This is a genomic window from Streptomyces sp. NPDC058326 (assembly GCF_042879855.1).
In the GTDB taxonomy this organism is placed as follows: Bacteria; Actinomycetota; Actinomycetes; order Streptomycetales; family Streptomycetaceae; genus Streptomyces.
Map to the genome: position 1 here is coordinate 517,213 of NZ_JBHVZO010000003.1, position 16,003 is coordinate 533,215.

Sequence of the window (16,003 nt, forward strand, 5' to 3'; positions counted from 1 at the left end):
CCCTCCCCCCGAAAGGTCACAGAGACATGTTGAAGGGCCAGAGAGACATGTTCCGTTTCCGCGGCACCGCGCGGCTCGTCGTCGTCGGCGGCGCGCTCTCCTACCGGGCCCTGTTCAACTGGACCACGCCGCCCATGTTCGTCGGAACCCTGCTGGTCGGGCCGCTGCTCCAGGTTTTCTTCTTCGTCTACCTCGGCCGGGAACTCGGGGTCGCCGACGACCGTTTCCATCTCGTGGGGAACGCCGTCCTCGCAGCTTCCGCCTCTTGCGTGTACGGCGGCACGATGGCCGTCGCCAACGAGCGCCGGTACGGCACGCTCGGCGCCGTCCTGCTCTCGCCCCGGCACCGGGTCCCGCTGTGGATCGGACGAGCCGTCCCGTACGTCCTCAACGGGCTGTTCGTCAGTGCCTTCGTCCTCACCGTCGCCGCCCTCGTCCTCGGGCTGCCCGTGTCCGCCGGGGCGCTGCCCGGTCTCGGTCTGGTGCTGCTCGTCGCGGCGGGCGCCTGCTCGGCCTTCGGGCTCGCCCTGGGCGCGCTCGGGCTCCGCTTCCGTGACGTGTTCCTGGTGTCGAACGTGGCCAGTTCGGGACTGCTCCTGCTGACCGGAGCCGCCGTGCCCCGGGAGACGCTGCCGGAGTGGATGCGTACCGCCGGTGAGCTGCTGCCGCTCACGCACGCGGCGGACGCGGCGCGCGGGCTGACCGCGGGTGACGGACTGGACGGGGCCGTGCTCGGGGCGGAGCTCGCGGTGGGCGGAGGCTGGGCGCTGCTCGCCGTGGTCCTGCTCGGCGTCTTCGAGCGGGGCAGCCGCCGCCGGGCCACGCTCGACACGATGTGACGAAAGAGAAGGTGAGGGGCTGGTCACTACCGGCCATCTTCGTGAACCCGTACGGGACTGCCCGCGTCGTTCACCCGGAATTCGCGCCGAGGACGCCCGGAGGTGTCAGCCTCGGCTCCGGGAGACGAACACCGCACGTGGACGGAACGGGGTACGGGCATGGAGAGCGGGCCGGCGATTTTCGCGGGGGCGGCGTTCACGCTGTTCGGAGGCGCGCTGCTGCTGTGGACCACGGTGCGGGCGATGCACCGCGAGCCCGTCGCGTACGGGGTCGCCCCGGGGACCGCGGTCGCGCTGACGGGTCTCTTCGGCGCCGCCTCTCTCGTCCTCGGCGTCTGGTGCTTCGGCAGGCTCTGAACCTCCGGCGCGGACGCCCCGCCCCGCCCGACCGGGACTCCGGGCGGCAGGAATGCCAGGACTCGGGTTACCGTTCGAGTGGCCGTTGCGGGCTTTCGCCGTTTGACACGGGGGCGGGTTGTACCGTCACACTCCGCAGCGACGGGAGCGTCACCGTCCGTGCCGCTGCCGTGCGTGCCAGCGCCGTACGTGCCAAGAGAGTGTCGATCCGGAGAGAAGAGCGAAGTTGTCCCCGACCAGCGAAGCCGCACACGGCGGCCGCCGACTCGTCATCGTCGAGTCGCCTGCCAAGGCGAAGACGATCAAGGGTTACCTCGGCCCGGGCTACGTCGTCGAGGCGAGTGTCGGGCACATCCGAGACCTCCCCAGCGGCGCCGCCGAGGTGCCCGAGAAGTACACCGGTGAGGTGCGCCGCCTCGGAGTCGACGTCGAGCACGACTTCCAGCCCATCTACGTCGTCAACGCCGACAAGAAGGCACAGGTCAGGAAGCTCAAGGAGCTCCTCGCCGAATCCGACGAGCTCTACCTCGCCACCGATGAGGACCGCGAGGGCGAGGCCATCGCGTGGCACCTCCAGGAAGTCCTGAAGCCCAAGGTCCCGGTCCACCGGATGGTCTTCCACGAGATCACCAAGGACGCGATCCGCGAGGCCGTCGCCAACCCGCGCGAGCTGAACCAGCGCATGGTCGACGCCCAGGAGACCCGCCGCATCCTCGACCGGCTGTACGGCTACGAGGTCTCGCCGGTCCTGTGGAAGAAGGTCATGCCGCGGCTCTCCGCCGGCCGCGTGCAGTCCGTCGCCACCCGGCTCGTCGTCGAGCGGGAGCGCGAGCGCATCGCCTTCCGTTCCGCCGAGTACTGGGACCTCACCGGCACCTTCGGCACCGGCCGCTCCGGTGACGCCTCGGACCCGTCCCAGCTGGTCGCGCGCCTCGCGGCGGTCGACGGCAAGCGGGTGGCGCAGGGCCGTGACTTCGGCGCCGACGGCCGCCTGAAGAGCGAGGCCGTACTCCACCTGGACGAGGCGAACGCCCGGGCACTGGCCGCCGCGCTCGCCGACACCGCGTTCTCCGTGCGTTCGGTCGAGTCGAAGCCGTACCGCCGCTCCCCGTACGCCCCCTTCCGGACCACCACCCTCCAGCAGGAGGCGAGCCGCAAGCTGGGCTTCGGTGCGAAGGCGACCATGCAGGTGGCGCAGAAGCTGTACGAGAACGGCTTCATCACCTACATGCGTACGGACTCCACGATCCTGTCCGACACCGCCGTCGCGGCGGCGCGGGCGCAGGTCACGCAGCTGTACGGCGCCGACTACCTGCCGGAGAAGCCGCGCGTCTACGCGGGCAAGGTCAAGAACGCGCAGGAGGCGCACGAGGCGATCCGGCCTTCGGGTGATCGTTTCCGCACCCCGGCGGAGACCGGCCTGACCGGCGACCAGTTCCGGCTCTACGAGCTCATCTGGAAGCGGACCGTCGCTTCCCAGATGAAGGACGCGACCGGCAACTCCGTCACCGTGAAGATCGGCGGCCGCGCCGCCGACGGCCGGGACGCCGAGTTCAGCGCGTCCGGCAAGACGATCACCTTCCACGGCTTCATGAAGGCGTACGTCGAAGGCGCCGACGACCCGAACGCGGAGCTCGACGACCGCGAGCGGCGCCTGCCGCAGGTCGCCCAGGGCGACGCGCTGACCGCCGACGAGATCACCGCGGACGGCCACGCGACCAAGCCGCCGGCCCGCTACACCGAGGCCTCCCTGGTCAAGGAGCTCGAAGAGCGCGAGATCGGCCGCCCGTCGACGTACGCGTCGATCATCGGCACCATCCTCGACCGCGGCTACGTCTTCAAGAAGGGCACGGCGCTCGTGCCGTCCTTCCTGAGCTTCGCCGTCGTCAACCTCCTGGAGAAGCACTTCGGGCGGCTCGTCGACTACGACTTCACCGCCAGGATGGAGGACGACCTCGACCGCATCGCACGCGGCGAGGCCCAGTCCGTGCCGTGGCTGAAGCGCTTCTACTTCGGTGCCGAGGAGGGCAAGGCCGCCTCCGGCGGCGCCGCGGACGCCGGGAACGGCGACGGCGACCACCTCGGTGGCCTCAAGGAACTCGTCACCGACCTCGGCGCCATCGACGCCCGCGAGATCTCCTCCTTCCCCGTCGGCAACGACATCGTGCTGCGCGTCGGCCGCTACGGCCCGTACGTCGAGCGCGGCGAGAAGGAGGCCGAGGGCCACCAGCGGGCCGACGTCCCCGAGGACCTCGCGCCCGACGAGCTGACCGTCGAGCTCGCCGAGGAGCTGCTCGCCAAGCCGAGCGGTGACTTCGAGCTGGGCGCCGACCCGGCCACCGGGCACCAGATCGTCGCGAAGGACGGTCGCTACGGCCCGTACGTCACCGAGATCCTGCCCGAGGGCACCCCGAAGACCGGCAAGAACGCGGTGAAGCCGCGCACGGCCTCCCTCTTCAAGTCGATGACCCTCGACACCGTCACCCTGGAGGACGCGCTCCGGCTGATGTCCCTGCCCCGGGTCGTCGGCGCGGACGCCGAGGGCGTCGAGATCACCGCGCAGAACGGCCGCTACGGCCCGTACCTGAAGAAGGGCACGGACTCGCGGTCGCTCACCGACGAGGAACAGCTCTTCACCATCACCCTCGAAGAGGCGCTGGCGATCTACGCCCAGCCGAAGCAGCGGGGCCGGGCCGCGGCCAAGCCGCCGCTGAAGGAGCTGGGCACCGACCCGGTCAGCGAGAAGCCCGTGGTCGTCAAGGACGGGCGCTTCGGCCCGTACGTGACGGACGGCGAGACCAACGCCACCCTGCGGACCGACGACAGCGTGGAGACGATCACGCCGGAGCGCGGGTACGAGCTCCTCGCCGAGAAGCGGGCCAAGGGACCGGCGAAGAAGACCGCCAAGAAGGCCCCGGCCAAGAAGACCACCACGGCCAAGAAGACGACCGCGAAGAAGACGGCCACGAAGACGGCGGCGAAGAAGACCACCGCCGCCAAGACCACGGCCGCGAAGAAGACGGCGGCGAAGACGACCGCCGCCAAGAAGACCGCGGCGGCGAAGCCGGAGTAGTCCTCCCGGGAACGTGAACGGTGGGGGTGGAGGCGGGTTCCTCCACCCCCACCGTTCGTCCTGTCACAGGCTCGTCCGGATGTTCGGGCGCAGGCCGCTGCGGCCCGGGCCGTCCGGATAGGGTGGACGGATGACGCGAGCAGAGCAGCCAGACCGCCTCGGCGATTCCGACGCCGCACTCGTCGCGGATTCGAGGGAGCGTGCCGTACGCGCCCTGTTGCGCCATCAGCCGCTGCGCCGGCTGTGGAGCGCGCACCTCGCCGGCAGCACCGGTGACGCCCTCGCTCTCCTGGTCCTCGTCCTCCTCGGCCTCCAGGCGGCCGTCTCCGAGGGCGCGCTCGGAGGGGGTGAGCGGGGCGCGGCCTTCGCCGTGGCCGCCGTCGTCGGCACGCGCCTGCTGGCCTCGGTCCTCTTCGGGGCCGTCCTCCTCGGACCGCTGACCGCGCTCACCGGGCCCGGCGGCGCACTCGACCGGCGCTGGACCATGATCGGCGCCGACGGTGTCCGGATCGCGCTGCTCGTCATCGCACCCCTGTGGATCGAGTGGGTCCCCGGCAGCGCCCTCTGGTACCTGCTCGGCACCGTCTTCGTCGCGGGCGCCGCCGAGCGCCTCTGGACGATCAGCCGTGAAGGCGCCGCCCCCGCGCTGCTGCCCGCGCCGCCGATCGAGGGCGGGGCGGTACGACCGCTGCCCGACCACCTCGGCGCGCTGCGCCGGCTCTCCCAGCGCACCGGCTTCCTCGCCGCCCCGGCCGCCGCCGCCGTGCTGCTCGTCGCCACCCTCGTCGGCAAGCTGCTCGGCGTCGGACTCGACTGGTTCTCCCAGCACCAGGCCGCCCTCGGCTCGTACGTCGCCGCCGGACTCTTCGCCGCCTCCGTCACCGTCCTGTACGCGCTGACGCTGCCCGGCGGGGAGACGCCCAGGCCCCGTTCGCCCCTGGAGGGTCTGCGCCGGCCGGCCGCGGAGAAGGGCCGCACCGGAGCCCTGCAGCCGCTGGTCCTGACCTGCGCCACCGTCGCCGGGGCCATCGCCGCCGCCGCGTCCGTCGCCGTCCTCCACGCCTTCGACCTGGGCGGCGGCCCCGTCACGTACGCCCTGCTGATCCTCGCGCTCAGCGGTGCCACCGCCGTCGGCATCCGCACCGCGGGCTCCGTCCTGCCCGTGCTGTCCCGGCGCCGGCTCCTCGCCCTCGCGACCGCCGTCACCGGCGTCGCCCTGATCGCGATGGGCCTGGTGCCGGACACGGCGACCGTGCTGCTCCTCGCCGTCCTCGCCGGATACGCGGCCGGAGTCGCCGCGAACACCGGCCACACCCTCGTCGACCAGGAGACCGAGGAGCCCCGCAGGGACCGGACCACCGAGCACCTCCAGGCCGCCGCCCGCGTCGGCATGGGCATCGGCGCGCTCGCCGCCCCGCTGCTCGCCGCCGCGATCGGCCCGCACCGCCTCGCCTCCGGCGACCTCGTCCTCGCGCACGGCGGCGCCGCCTTCACCCTCGCGCTGATCGGCGCCCTGCTGCTGCCCGTCGCCGCGCTCGTCCTCGCGAAGACCGACGACCGGGCGGGCGTCCCGCTCCGCCGCGACCTGCGCGACGCGCTGCGCGGCTCCGACCCGGCGCAGGCGCCCTCCGCGACCGGCTTCTTCATCGCCCTCGAAGGCGGCGACGGGGCCGGCAAGTCCACCCAGATCGAGGCGCTCGCCGAGTGGATCCGCGCCAAGGGCCACGAGGTCGTCGTCACCCGCGAACCCGGCGCCACCCCGATCGGCAAGCGGCTCCGCTCGATCCTCCTCGACGTGTCGTCGGCCGGGCTCTCCAACCGCGCCGAGGCCCTGCTGTACGCGGCCGACCGCGCCGAACACGTCGACTCCCTGGTCCGGCCGGCCCTGGAGCGGGGCGCCATCGTCCTCTCCGACCGGTACATCGACTCGTCGGTGGCCTACCAGGGCGCGGGCCGTGACCTGTCCCCGACCGAGATCTCCCGCATCTCACGCTGGGCCACGGACGGACTCGTACCGCACCTGACCGTCGTCCTCGACGTCTCCCCGGAGACCGCGCGGGAACGCTTCACCGAGGCGCCCGACCGCCTGGAGTCCGAGCCGCCCGAGTTCCACGCGCGCGTACGGGCCGGATTCCTCGCCCTCGCCGCCGCCGACCCCAGCCGCTACCTCGTCGTCGACGCCGGTCAGGAGCCCGAGGCCGTCACCACCGTCGTACGCCACCGGCTCGACCGGATGCTGCCGCTCTCCGAGGCCGAGGTGAAGGCCGTCGAGGAGGCCCGCAGGAAGGCCGAGGAGGAGGCGCGCCGCCGGGCGGAGGAGGAAGCCGCCCGCAAGGCCGAGGAGGAGCGCCTGGAGCGCGAGCGCCAGGAGCAGCTCGCCAAGCTGCGCGCCGAGGAGGAGGAGCGCAAGCGGCGCGAGGAGGAAGAGGCGCGCCGTCTGGAGGCCGAACGGCAGGCGGAGGAGGCCCGGCGGAAGGCCGAGGAGGCCCGGCTCGCCGCCGAGGCCGCCGCCGAGGAGGAGCGCAGGAGGCTCGCCGCCGAGGAGAAGGCCCGCGCGGAGGAGCAGGAACGACTCCGCAAGGAGGCCGAGGAGGAGGCCCGGCTGCGGGCCGAGGCGGAGGAACGTCGCCTGGAGAAGCAGCGCAAGGCGGAAGAGGCCCTGCTCCGGGCCGAGGAGGCCCGCCGGATGGCCGAGGCCGCCGCGGCCGCGAAGGCGGCGGAGGAAGCCGCGGCGAAGGCGGCCGCGGAGAAGGTCGCGGCCGAGGCCGCCGCCAAGGCCGCGGCGGAGCGCGCGGCGGCCGAACGGGCCGCTGCCGAGCAGGCCGCGGTGCGGCGGGCCGAGGCGGCGAAGGCTGCCCGGGAGCGGGCCGCGGCCGAGAAGAAGGCGGCGGAGCAGGCGGCCGCGGCGAAGGTGGCCGCCGAGGAGAAGGCGGCTGCCGAGCGGGCGGTGGCGGAGAAGGCCGCCGTCGAGCGGGCCGCGGCCGAGCGGGTGGCGGCCGAGAAGGCGGCTGCCGAGCAGGCCGCTCGCGCCGCGCGTGCGGCTGAGGAGTCCGCGAACGAGGTCACCGTCGCGACCCCGATCGTGAAGCCGGACTTCTCGAAGCCGGACCCGCGCAAGGCATCGCCTGCGGACCCGCGTACGGATCCGCGTGCGGACCCGCGTACGGACTCTCGTGCCGATGACGCGCCCACCGTCTCGCCCGACGAGGTCACCGTGGCCACGCCGATCGTGAAGCTCCCGGAGCCGGAGGCCGAGACGGCCGTCCTGCCCCAGGTCAGTGAGGAGCGCGGCGCCGACGAGACCGCCGTTCTGCCCCCCGTACGGGACACCGAGGCGACCGCCGTCCTCCCTCCCGTACGGGACACCCCGGCGTCCGACCCCACCGGCCGGGTCCCGCAGGGCATCTTCCGGGACGCGCGCGAGGATCGGCACGGGGCCAACGACCGGACCCGTGAGCTGCCCCAGCTCGACGAGAACGGCCGGCCGCGCAGCCGCTCCGACTGGGCCGAGGAGACCCCGCTCGACGACCTGCCGACGCTGGCGGACGAGCTGTTCGGCCCGCACGACGACGAGGGCGAGAGCCCCCGGCGCCGCCGCTGACCGCCGCCCGGTGCGGGCCGGCCGGCCCGCACCGGGCGCCCTGATCGCTCCGGAGACGGGCCCCTCCGCCGTCCGGCGGGGCTTGTCAGAGGACTGCCCCACAATGGAGGGCGTACCTGAGGAGGGGCAGACATGGCCGTATGGGACGACCTGGTCGGACAGACGCGTGTCGAGGAGCAGCTCGCCGCCGCCGCGCGGGACGCCGACGCGTTCGTCACGGCCCATGCCGCAGGAGAGCCCGAGCCCGAGGCGTCGCAGATGACCCACGCGTGGCTCTTCACCGGTCCGCCGGGATCCGGGGTGAAGACCGCGGCGCGGGCGTTCGCCGCCGCGCTGCAGTGCGTGAGCCCCGACCGGGCGCACGGCGGCGCGCCGGGCTGTGGGTTCTGCACCGGCTGTCACACGGCACTCGTCGGCACCCACGCCGACATCACCACGGTCACCGCGGTCGGTGCCGTCGTCCGGGTCGAGGACATGCGCGACACCGTCCGCAAGTCCTACACGGCGCCGGCGAACGGCCGCTGGCAGGTCATCCTCGTGGCCGACGCCGAGCGGCTGAACGAGAAGTCGGCCAACGCGGTCCTGAAGGCCGTGGAGGAGCCCGCGCCCCGCACCGTCTGGCTGCTCTGCGCGTCCTCGATCGAGGACGTGCTGCCCACGATCCGCTCCCGCTGCCGCCACCTGAACCTCCGGACGCCCCCGGTGGACGCGGTCGCCGACGTGCTCGTACGGCGCGACGGCATCGAACCGGAGACGGCCCACGCCGCCGCTCGGGCCACCCAGGGGCACATCGACCGGGCCCGGCGGCTCGCCACCGACGAGCGGGCCCGCGCGCGCAGAGCCGCCGTCCTCAAGGTGCCGCTGCGGATCGACGACGTCGGCGGTTGTCTGAAGGCGGCCCAGGAGCTGATCGACACGGCGACGGAGGACGCCAACCAGGTGGCGGAGGAGGCCGACTCCAAGGAGACGGAAGAGCTGAAAGCGGCTCTCGGTGTGGGCCCCGGGGGGCGGCTGCCGCGCGGCACGGCCGGTGTGATGAAGGACCTGGAGGCCGACCAGAAGCGGCGGAAGAAGCGGACGCAGATCGACAGCCTGGACCTCGCGCTCAGCGACCTGACCGGCTTCTACCGCGACGTACTCGCCCTCCAGCTGCGCTCGCGCTCGGCCATCGCCAACGCGGACGTGCGGGACGCGCTGGAGCGGATCGCCCGCGACACCACCCCGGAGCGGACCCTCCGCCGTATCGAGGCGACCCTGGCCTGCCGCGAGGCCCTCGACCGGAACGTGGCACCGCTGCTCGCCGTGGAGGCCATGACCCTGGCGCTGCGGGGCTGACCCGGCGACGAGGGGACACGGCACGATTGGACACGATGTGTGCCGGTCCGGATACGCTCCGGGAATGGACTCCAGGCGCTTGCTCCGTACGTCCGCCACGGCCCTCGCGGCCGCCGGGCTGATCCTCTCCGGCTGCACGGGCGGAGGCGACGCGGCGGCGTCCCGCACCACGGCGGCCCGGTCGGCCCCCTCGGCGTCGGCGGACGCCGGGGCGCTGAAGAAGTTCTACGCCCAGAGGCTGACCTGGCGTGACTGCGGAGTCGCGGGCTTCCAGTGCGCCACCCTGCGCGCCCCGCTCGACTACGCGAAGCCGGACGGGGGCGAGATCGAGCTGGCCGTCTCCCGCGTCCGGGCGACCGGCCCCGGCAAGCGGCTCGGTTCGCTCCTCGTCAACCCGGGCGGCCCCGGCGGCTCCGCCGTCGGCTACCTCCAGGGGTACGCGGGCATCGGCTACCCCGCACCCGTCCGCGCCCGCTACGACATGGTGGCCGTGGACCCGCGCGGTGTCGCCCGCAGCGAGCCCGTCGAGTGTCTGACGGGCCCGCGGATGGACACGTACACGCAGGTCGACCAGACGCCCGACGACAGGGCGGAGGTCAACGCGCTGAGCGCCGCCTTCAAGGAGTTCGCGGCGGGCTGCGAGAAGCGCTCGGGGAAGATCCTGCCGCACGTCTCCACCGTCGAGACGGCCCGCGACATGGACGTCCTGCGGGCGGTGCTCGGCGACGCGAAGCTCAGCTACGTGGGGGCGTCGTACGGCACCTTCCTCGGCGCCACCTACGCGGAACTCTTCCCGGACCGGGTCGGCCGCCTCGTCCTCGACGGGGCGATGGACCCCTCGCTGCCGGCGATCGACCTGAACCGCGACCAGACCGCCGGCTTCGAGACCTCCTTCCGGGCCTTCGCCGCCGACTGCGTGCGGCAGCCGGACTGCCCCCTGGGCACCGGCTCGGTCGAGGCCGCGGGCGAGGCGTTGAAGAAGTTCTTCCGCGACGTGGACGCCGAGCCCGTGCCCACCGGCGAGAGCCGCCCGCTCGGCGAGTCGCTCGCCACCACCGGCGTGATCGCGGCGATGTACGACGAGGGCGCCTGGCCCCAGCTGCGCGAGGCCCTCACCCGGGCGATCGGCGGCGAGGGCTCGGGCCTCCTCGCGCTGGCCGACAGCTACTACGAGCGTGAGGCGGACGGCACGTACGCCAACCTCATGTCCGCCAACGCCGCCGTGAACTGCCTGGACCTGCCGCCCGCCTACACGGGCCCCGCCGACGTCCAGAAGGCCGTCCCGTCCTTCGAGAAGGCGTCCCCGGTCTTCGGCAAGGGCCTCGCCTGGGCGGCCCTCAACTGCACCTCCTGGCCGACCCGGCCCACCGGCCGCCCCCACCGCATCACCGCCGAGGGCGCCGCCCCGATCCTGGTCGTCGGCACCACCCGCGACCCGGCCACCCCGTACAAGTGGGCCCAGTCCCTCGCCGGCCAGCTCTCCTCCGGCACCCTCCTGACCTACGAGGGCGACGGCCACACCGCGTACGGCCGGGGCAGCGACTGCATCGACACGGCGATCAACACCTACCTCCTGGAAGGCACCGCTCCGCAGGACGGAAAGCGCTGCTCATAGCCATGATCCGGGGGTGGTCGGAGCACCCCGGGAAACTGTGTAGACTTGGCGGCGCTGCTGCACCCAACATGGGTCTGCACGGCAAGCCGCCTTAGCTCAGTTGGCCAGAGCAACGCACTCGTAATGCGTAGGTCTCGGGTTCGAATCCCGAAGGCGGCTCGGATCAGCCCCAGGACTCACTCGCCGTGACCTGGGGCTTTTTCATGCCCGAATACGACGCCGGAGCATCCGACGGGCCGCCCCGCTGTCCGTGATCTCCCTGTGGTCTCGGCCACGGGGGGCTTGGCTCGCCGGAGCCGGGGCAGGGCGTGGCTTCAGTCCTCTGCATGCAGATGAGAGTGCCCTTCCTCCCGGGCAGGCACCGGCGAGCCGAGGATCATGCAGCGTCTGATCAAGGCTTGCCGAGGAGGCGGGCCGTGGTTTCGGAGATCCAGGAACCCACCGTGGCACGGAGCGGGGCATTGGCCGAAAGGGTTTCCTCGTGGGCGGGCCAGTTCTCTCGGACAGCGCGGACCGTATCTTCCGCCGTAGCTGCGAGATGGGCGCCGAAGACACCGAATTTTCGATCCAATGTGCCTTCGAGTCGCTCGAACGCGGAAAGCTTCACCCTGGCGAAGTCCTTGCTGCCGCCGAACTTCATTCCCAGGTCTTCCAGTTCGTCGCGCGGGGTGTAGGGCACCGTCGACACGAGGTCGTACACCGGTGACAGCGCGGGGGTGCGGCCATCGCGATAGATGAGGGACCAGTTCTTCAGATGGGCGTCGCCGTTCCCGACGGCGACGGAGAACGCGATCCGGCGTGCTGCCTCGCGAAGGGCGTCCACGTCCTGGCCTCGATACGAAATCGCTGCGACGGTCTCGAAGGTCGAGAGATATTTGTCCTGCGGGTACTTGTCCCGCACCTGTGCGAAGTCCTCGATGTGAATCCGTGACCGGCTGCCGTCCGTGGCGCGATCGAAGCGCCGTACGGCATATGCCCACTCCTCGGCGTTGGGCCACATGCGGTCGGGCAGCCCTTCGAGCTGGTCGCGATGGAGCAGACGTACGTCGGGCACATCGATGCCGACCGACTTGGCGAGGGACATCATCGCAAACTCGTTGCGCGGCACGTCCGCATGTCTGTAGTCGGGGAACTTGACCAGCCAGTCGCCGACCTCTCCGGCGGCCGGCACCGTCAGCCGGTCGCCGTGCGCAAGCATGGAGAACTTCAGGGCTACCCCCGCCAGGGAGAAGCGCCAGGGGGAGCGGTTCCCCTCTCCCTCGGAAGACTGCTCCCCACCCGTCGACGGGTCCTGCCACTCCCAGCCGTCTTCCGGTCCTTCTGCTCGCAGCACCTGGACGGCTCCCGGCAGGTCATGGCCGACCTGTGCCAGCAGTTCCATCTCTCGGTCGAGGGACACGCCCCGGGCGTCGGCAATCCATTCGCGCAGGGGGCCTTCGGGGAGCAGGTTGGAGAACCATTTGGGGAGCCGCAGGGCGGACGCGTACGGTGCTTTGAGGTTTTCCTCGAACCGCAGGCCGAGGACGAATCGCTGCGGGTCCTCCAAGTAGTGGTTGTTCATCACGAAGCGGGTGTAGTCACCCTTCTGGCACAGCGTCCCGATGCGCCGTCCGTGGAGGAGAACCGCGTAGAAGATCTCAGAAGGGGTGGCCATCGTGGGGTGGTCCGTTTCGCTGGGTGGCGGCTGCTGATCTGACGGTCAGTACCCTTCGGGGACGCGAGGTACGTCGTCTTCTTCCAGATCGTCGAACTCGTCGTCGAGATCCAACGCGTCCAACGAGGGAGTGTCCTCATAGGCCCACTCCGCCATGCGGTGGATGAAGTCGTTCAACTGCTCACGGATGCGTTCCTGACGGGTTGCCAGGAAGGCGTCGCGATCCCGATCCGCCAGGGCGGCGACATCACGGTCGAGCTGGTGAGAGGTGAGTACGGCGTCCCAGGTCTCGTCGTCGATGTCGAGCGGCTGCCTTGCGATGGCGGCCGGGAGCTCGGAAACGGGGTCCACGCTCGTGGGCAGGAACAGCCGATTTGCGGGCGACAGCCTCGACCTCGCGTCCTTGATCCGCGGGTAGATCATCGGGGCAGCGTTCGCCGCGGTCCTGTCCTGTTCCAGCAGGGCATTGAGGCTCTGCGCGTCCAGGACTTCGCCCGTGGTGAGCGAGCGGGGTCCCAGAGACCACCAGGCGCTCAGGATGATCTTCGTCGTTGCCTCGTTGGTGCGGAAGCGGTCAGCGCTGGGCAGCACGGGGCTCGCGTCGGAGATGGTGGCCAGCATGGCGCGGAGAGACCCCTCCTCGTCGTCGGGCCGGATCTTCCCGCCGAGCGTGCGGCTGAACTGGGTGAAACTTCCTCTGAAGACCATGGGTCCGACGAGCGAGAGCCGCCAGTACAGCCGCCGGAGCAAGCGGAGATTGTTGGGCCGCGGATGGGGGAAGTGGGCGTAGAAGCGCGTCAGAGTCACGAGCAGGGCCCGATAGGGCAGCAAGGAGATGTGGGGCACGCCGGCTTCCTGGATCAGGAAGTTGACTGCTCGGACCATGGCCTCCTCACCCTGGGAGAACGCCGTCGGCTCGTCCTCGTCAGGGAACTCCGACTGTGTGCGGCGCCCCGTCACGGAGAATTCCACACGAATGTCCCGCATGGGATCCGGGCCGCGCCGAGCCAGCACCGACGCGAGCACGGTGCCGCTGTCAATGCTGCCGAAGCCGGTTCGGGCCGCGACGTTGTCCGAGATCCTGGCCAGCGTCAGACGTTCGTCAGCCCCCTTCTCCTCGCCCGAGTACAGCGCGGAGAAGATCTCGCCACGGTTCAGCTTGCGGCCGAAGTTGTTCATCCGGTCGAAAATGTCGGTGAGGACGGCCCTGTCGTCCTGTCGCACGAGGTACGCGGGGACCTTGTACTGCCGAAGCGTGGTGGCCACCCGCTCGGCCTCGTCGAAGTACTCGGAAGCAGTCAAACCGTCGGTCCGGAACCAGCTGAGCAGCTTCTTCAGATCGAACAGCACGGGAAGGGCGATGTGGTGGGGCTCCAGAGTCTGCGGGCTCTCCACGAACTCCTTCGCGGCCAGGTCGTAGAACACGTTGAAGGGCTTGTAAGGGTGGCCCTCGGTGCTCAGGGCGTTGGCCAGGCTCGTCAGGCGCTGCTGCCCGTCCACGACCCAGAGCGACTCGTCGTGCGCGGGCGCCGCCAGCCGGAGCCGGCCCAGCATGAACTCCTCCGCCTGCTGCCTGCGCACCCACAACAGCAGGTTGCCGATGGGGTAGCCCTTGACGATGCTGTCGAAGAGACGCAGGACATCCTGGCTCTGCCAGCGGAAGTCGCGCTGGAAGTGGGGCACACGGATGCGACCGCCCCACGCCAGCGGGATCAAGTCCCCCAGCTCGTAAGTGGTGGCAGTGGGCTGTGCCTCGAGTCCCCCGGGGCTGGTCGTCGTCATGGATGCCTCCAAGGGCATGTGGGGTGATCTCGATCGGATGCGACCTGCGGCAGGGCAATTGTTCCATCTCCGCGCCGGCAGGTCCGGTGGTTTGCCCGCTCATGGGCCCAGCCGGCTCCTCGTCGCCGAGGGGATGTCGAACGGGAGGGCAGCGAGCCGCAGGCCCCGGGACGGTGTCCGGCGGGAGTCCGAGGGGCTGTGCCGCGAGGTTCGCGGGGGAGTCCCGGGTCCGGGGACGGTGGGTGGCGGTGCGGTCCGACTTCCTTGGTGGGCCCCCTTGTTCCGACAGGTGGGCGGGGGTGGCGGGGGTGGGGCGGGACGCCGTACAACTCCAGCTGCAACCGGTACGCGGAACGAGAGGGCAGCATGAGCAGCACCACAGAGGCCACCGGCGGACCGACGGGCGAGGGGGAGCTTGCCGTCACCGGTCGGACCCGGCTGCGGCGGATGCGGGAGAAGGGGAGCCACCGGCGGGCCGACCTGGACGCCGTGCTCGCGGCCGGCTTTCTCTGTCACCTCGGCGTTCCCGTCGACGGTACGACGATGGTCGTGCCCACCGCGTACGGCGTGGACGGCGACATGCTCTACCTGCACGGTTCGGTCGCCAGCCGCAGCTTGGTCCAGGCCCCGGACACCACCGTCTGCGTCACCGTCACCCATGTCGACGGGCTCGTCCTCGCCCGCTCCGTCTTCGAGCACGGGGTCAACTACCGCTGCGCGATGGTCTACGGCATACCCCGGCTTGTGACCGACCCGGAGGAGAAGCTGCGCGGTCTGCGGGCGCTCACCGAGCAGAGCTCCCCGGGCCAGTGGGAGTACGTGCGGCAGCCCAGCCGTAAGGAGCTGGCCGCGACCGCCGTCCTCGCGCTCGATCTGACCGAGGCGTCGGTGAAGACCCGGAGCGGCCCGCCCGACGACGGTGACTCCGAGGACGCGGCGCTCGGTCTGTGGGCGGGCGTGCTGCCGGTCGTGACCACCTTCGGCGAGCCGGTCACCGACCCCCTGCTTCCTGCGGATCTCGCGCCGCCCGCCCATGTGGCCTCGCGTGCGGGGCGGGTCCTGGGGGAGTGAGCCGCAGGTCCAGGTGCTCCAGGTGATCGTTGGCGGACAGGGCGTCCACGGCGGTCAGCCGGCCCTCAAGGACCAGGTCTTCTCCTGCCCCCGGGCCGGGCCCGCCCTCCGTCCACCAGGGCTCTCCCCGCCCTGGCGCCGACAGCCTCGGCCCTCCCGCTGTCACGCCACATCCCGTTCGGGCATCTCCTCGGCCGCCTGCAGCCGGTGCCGCGCCCGGGCGGCGAGCCGGCGGGCCGCCACCGGTGTGTGACCCAGCGCGGGGGCGATCCGCTCGTACGGGACCTCGAACTCGTCGTGCAGGACGAACGCCAGCCGCTCGGGAGGCGTCAGGCCGGGCGTCAGCCGGTCCAGGAGTGCCGGGGGCCGCTGTGGCGGGGATTCCTGTGCGCCGTGTGCCGCGGCCCGCGGATCCCAGGGGCGGGCGCGGTGCGCCTCCCGTGCCCGGAGCCGGGTCAGGCACTCCCTCGCCAGGGCGGTCGTCGGATCGTCCGGCCGGTGCCAGGCCCTCCTCGCGTCCTCCACCGCCTCCTCGGCCTCCGGGAACGTGCCGAGCAGGCGGTGCGCCATCGCCCGCAGCAGCGGGCGATGGCGCTCGAAGAGGGCGTCAGGGCCGGTGGGGACGTGTTCGTCAGCCACGGGGTACGACCTCCGTCAGGCAGGTGTCTCGGCCGGT

At 71.8% G+C, this 16,003-nt stretch carries 10 protein-coding genes and 1 tRNA gene; 8 read left to right on the forward strand and 3 right to left on the reverse strand.

Annotated elements, in window-relative coordinates; genetic code table 11:
* Positions 1–47 precede the first annotated feature (47 nt).
* The 7 genes from ACFVYX_RS08050 (at position 48) to ACFVYX_RS08080 (ending at position 10,979) form a co-directional block, all read left to right on the forward strand.
* Positions 48–839 (forward strand): ABC transporter permease, encoded by a 792-nt coding sequence (locus tag ACFVYX_RS08050; RefSeq protein WP_389680486.1) that lies wholly within the window; start codon positions 48–50, stop codon positions 837–839.
* Positions 840–998: 159 nt separating this feature from the next.
* Entirely contained in the window at positions 999–1,196 is a 198-nt protein-coding gene (locus ACFVYX_RS08055; RefSeq protein WP_389680487.1) for a hypothetical protein, read from the forward strand.
* Positions 1,197–1,422: 226 nt separating this feature from the next.
* A complete protein-coding gene (gene topA / locus ACFVYX_RS08060) occupies positions 1,423–4,269 on the forward strand; it encodes a type I DNA topoisomerase (RefSeq protein WP_389680488.1) in 2,847 nt (948 codons plus the stop codon).
* A 130-nt stretch (positions 4,270–4,399) separates the two neighbouring features.
* Positions 4,400–7,870, forward strand: a complete 3,471-nt coding sequence (tmk, locus tag ACFVYX_RS08065; RefSeq protein WP_389680489.1) for a dTMP kinase — start codon at positions 4,400–4,402, stop codon at positions 7,868–7,870.
* 132 nt (positions 7,871–8,002) lie between these two features.
* Positions 8,003–9,205, forward strand: coding sequence for a DNA polymerase III subunit delta' (locus tag ACFVYX_RS08070; RefSeq protein ID WP_389680490.1), 1,203 nt, complete (start codon positions 8,003–8,005; stop codon positions 9,203–9,205).
* Between the two features lie 64 nt (positions 9,206–9,269).
* Positions 9,270–10,820 (forward strand): alpha/beta hydrolase, encoded by a 1,551-nt coding sequence (locus ACFVYX_RS08075; RefSeq protein WP_389680491.1) that lies wholly within the window; start codon positions 9,270–9,272, stop codon positions 10,818–10,820.
* An 85-nt stretch (positions 10,821–10,905) separates the two neighbouring features.
* A tRNA-Thr gene (locus ACFVYX_RS08080) sits at positions 10,906–10,979 on the forward strand.
* Between the two features lie 232 nt (positions 10,980–11,211).
* Here the strand turns inward: ACFVYX_RS08080 and ACFVYX_RS08085 are convergent.
* Positions 11,212–12,474 carry a type II toxin-antitoxin system HipA family toxin gene (locus tag ACFVYX_RS08085; protein WP_389680492.1) on the reverse strand — a complete coding sequence of 421 codons (1,263 nt, stop codon included), beginning with the start codon at positions 12,472–12,474 and terminating at the stop codon, positions 11,212–11,214.
* Between the two features lie 45 nt (positions 12,475–12,519).
* A complete protein-coding gene (locus tag ACFVYX_RS08090) occupies positions 12,520–14,256 on the reverse strand; it encodes a DUF262 domain-containing protein (protein WP_389680493.1) in 1,737 nt (578 codons plus the stop codon).
* A 366-nt stretch (positions 14,257–14,622) separates the two neighbouring features.
* Between ACFVYX_RS08090 and ACFVYX_RS08095 the strand changes: the two genes are divergently transcribed.
* Positions 14,623–15,327 (forward strand): pyridoxamine 5'-phosphate oxidase family protein, encoded by a 705-nt coding sequence (locus tag ACFVYX_RS08095; RefSeq protein ID WP_389680494.1) that lies wholly within the window; start codon positions 14,623–14,625, stop codon positions 15,325–15,327.
* A 162-nt stretch (positions 15,328–15,489) separates the two neighbouring features.
* Here the strand turns inward: ACFVYX_RS08095 and ACFVYX_RS08100 are convergent, their stop codons facing one another.
* Complete coding sequence (locus ACFVYX_RS08100) at positions 15,490–15,966, reverse strand: sigma factor-like helix-turn-helix DNA-binding protein (RefSeq protein ID WP_389680495.1); 477 nt, start codon at positions 15,964–15,966, stop codon at positions 15,490–15,492.
* Positions 15,967–16,003 lie beyond the last annotated feature (37 nt).

Bases quoted from the DNA above. Each gene is read 5' to 3' on its own strand.
- ACFVYX_RS08070 (WP_389680490.1), top strand. From the start codon at position 8,003: ATGGCCGTATGGGACGACCTGGTCGGACAGACGCGTGTCGAGGAGCAG.
- ACFVYX_RS08095 (WP_389680494.1), top strand. From the start codon at position 14,623: ATGAGCAGCACCACAGAGGCCACCGGCGGACCGACGGGCGAGGGGGAG.
- ACFVYX_RS08090 (WP_389680493.1), bottom strand. From the start codon at position 14,256: ATGACGACGACCAGCCCCGGGGGACTCGAGGCACAGCCCACTGCCACC.
- tmk (WP_389680489.1), top strand. From the start codon at position 4,400: ATGACGCGAGCAGAGCAGCCAGACCGCCTCGGCGATTCCGACGCCGCA.
- ACFVYX_RS08055 (WP_389680487.1), top strand. From the start codon at position 999: ATGGAGAGCGGGCCGGCGATTTTCGCGGGGGCGGCGTTCACGCTGTTC.
- ACFVYX_RS08075 (WP_389680491.1), top strand. From the start codon at position 9,270: ATGGACTCCAGGCGCTTGCTCCGTACGTCCGCCACGGCCCTCGCGGCC.
- ACFVYX_RS08050 (WP_389680486.1), top strand. From the start codon at position 48: ATGTTCCGTTTCCGCGGCACCGCGCGGCTCGTCGTCGTCGGCGGCGCG.
- ACFVYX_RS08085 (WP_389680492.1), bottom strand. From the start codon at position 12,474: ATGGCCACCCCTTCTGAGATCTTCTACGCGGTTCTCCTCCACGGACGG.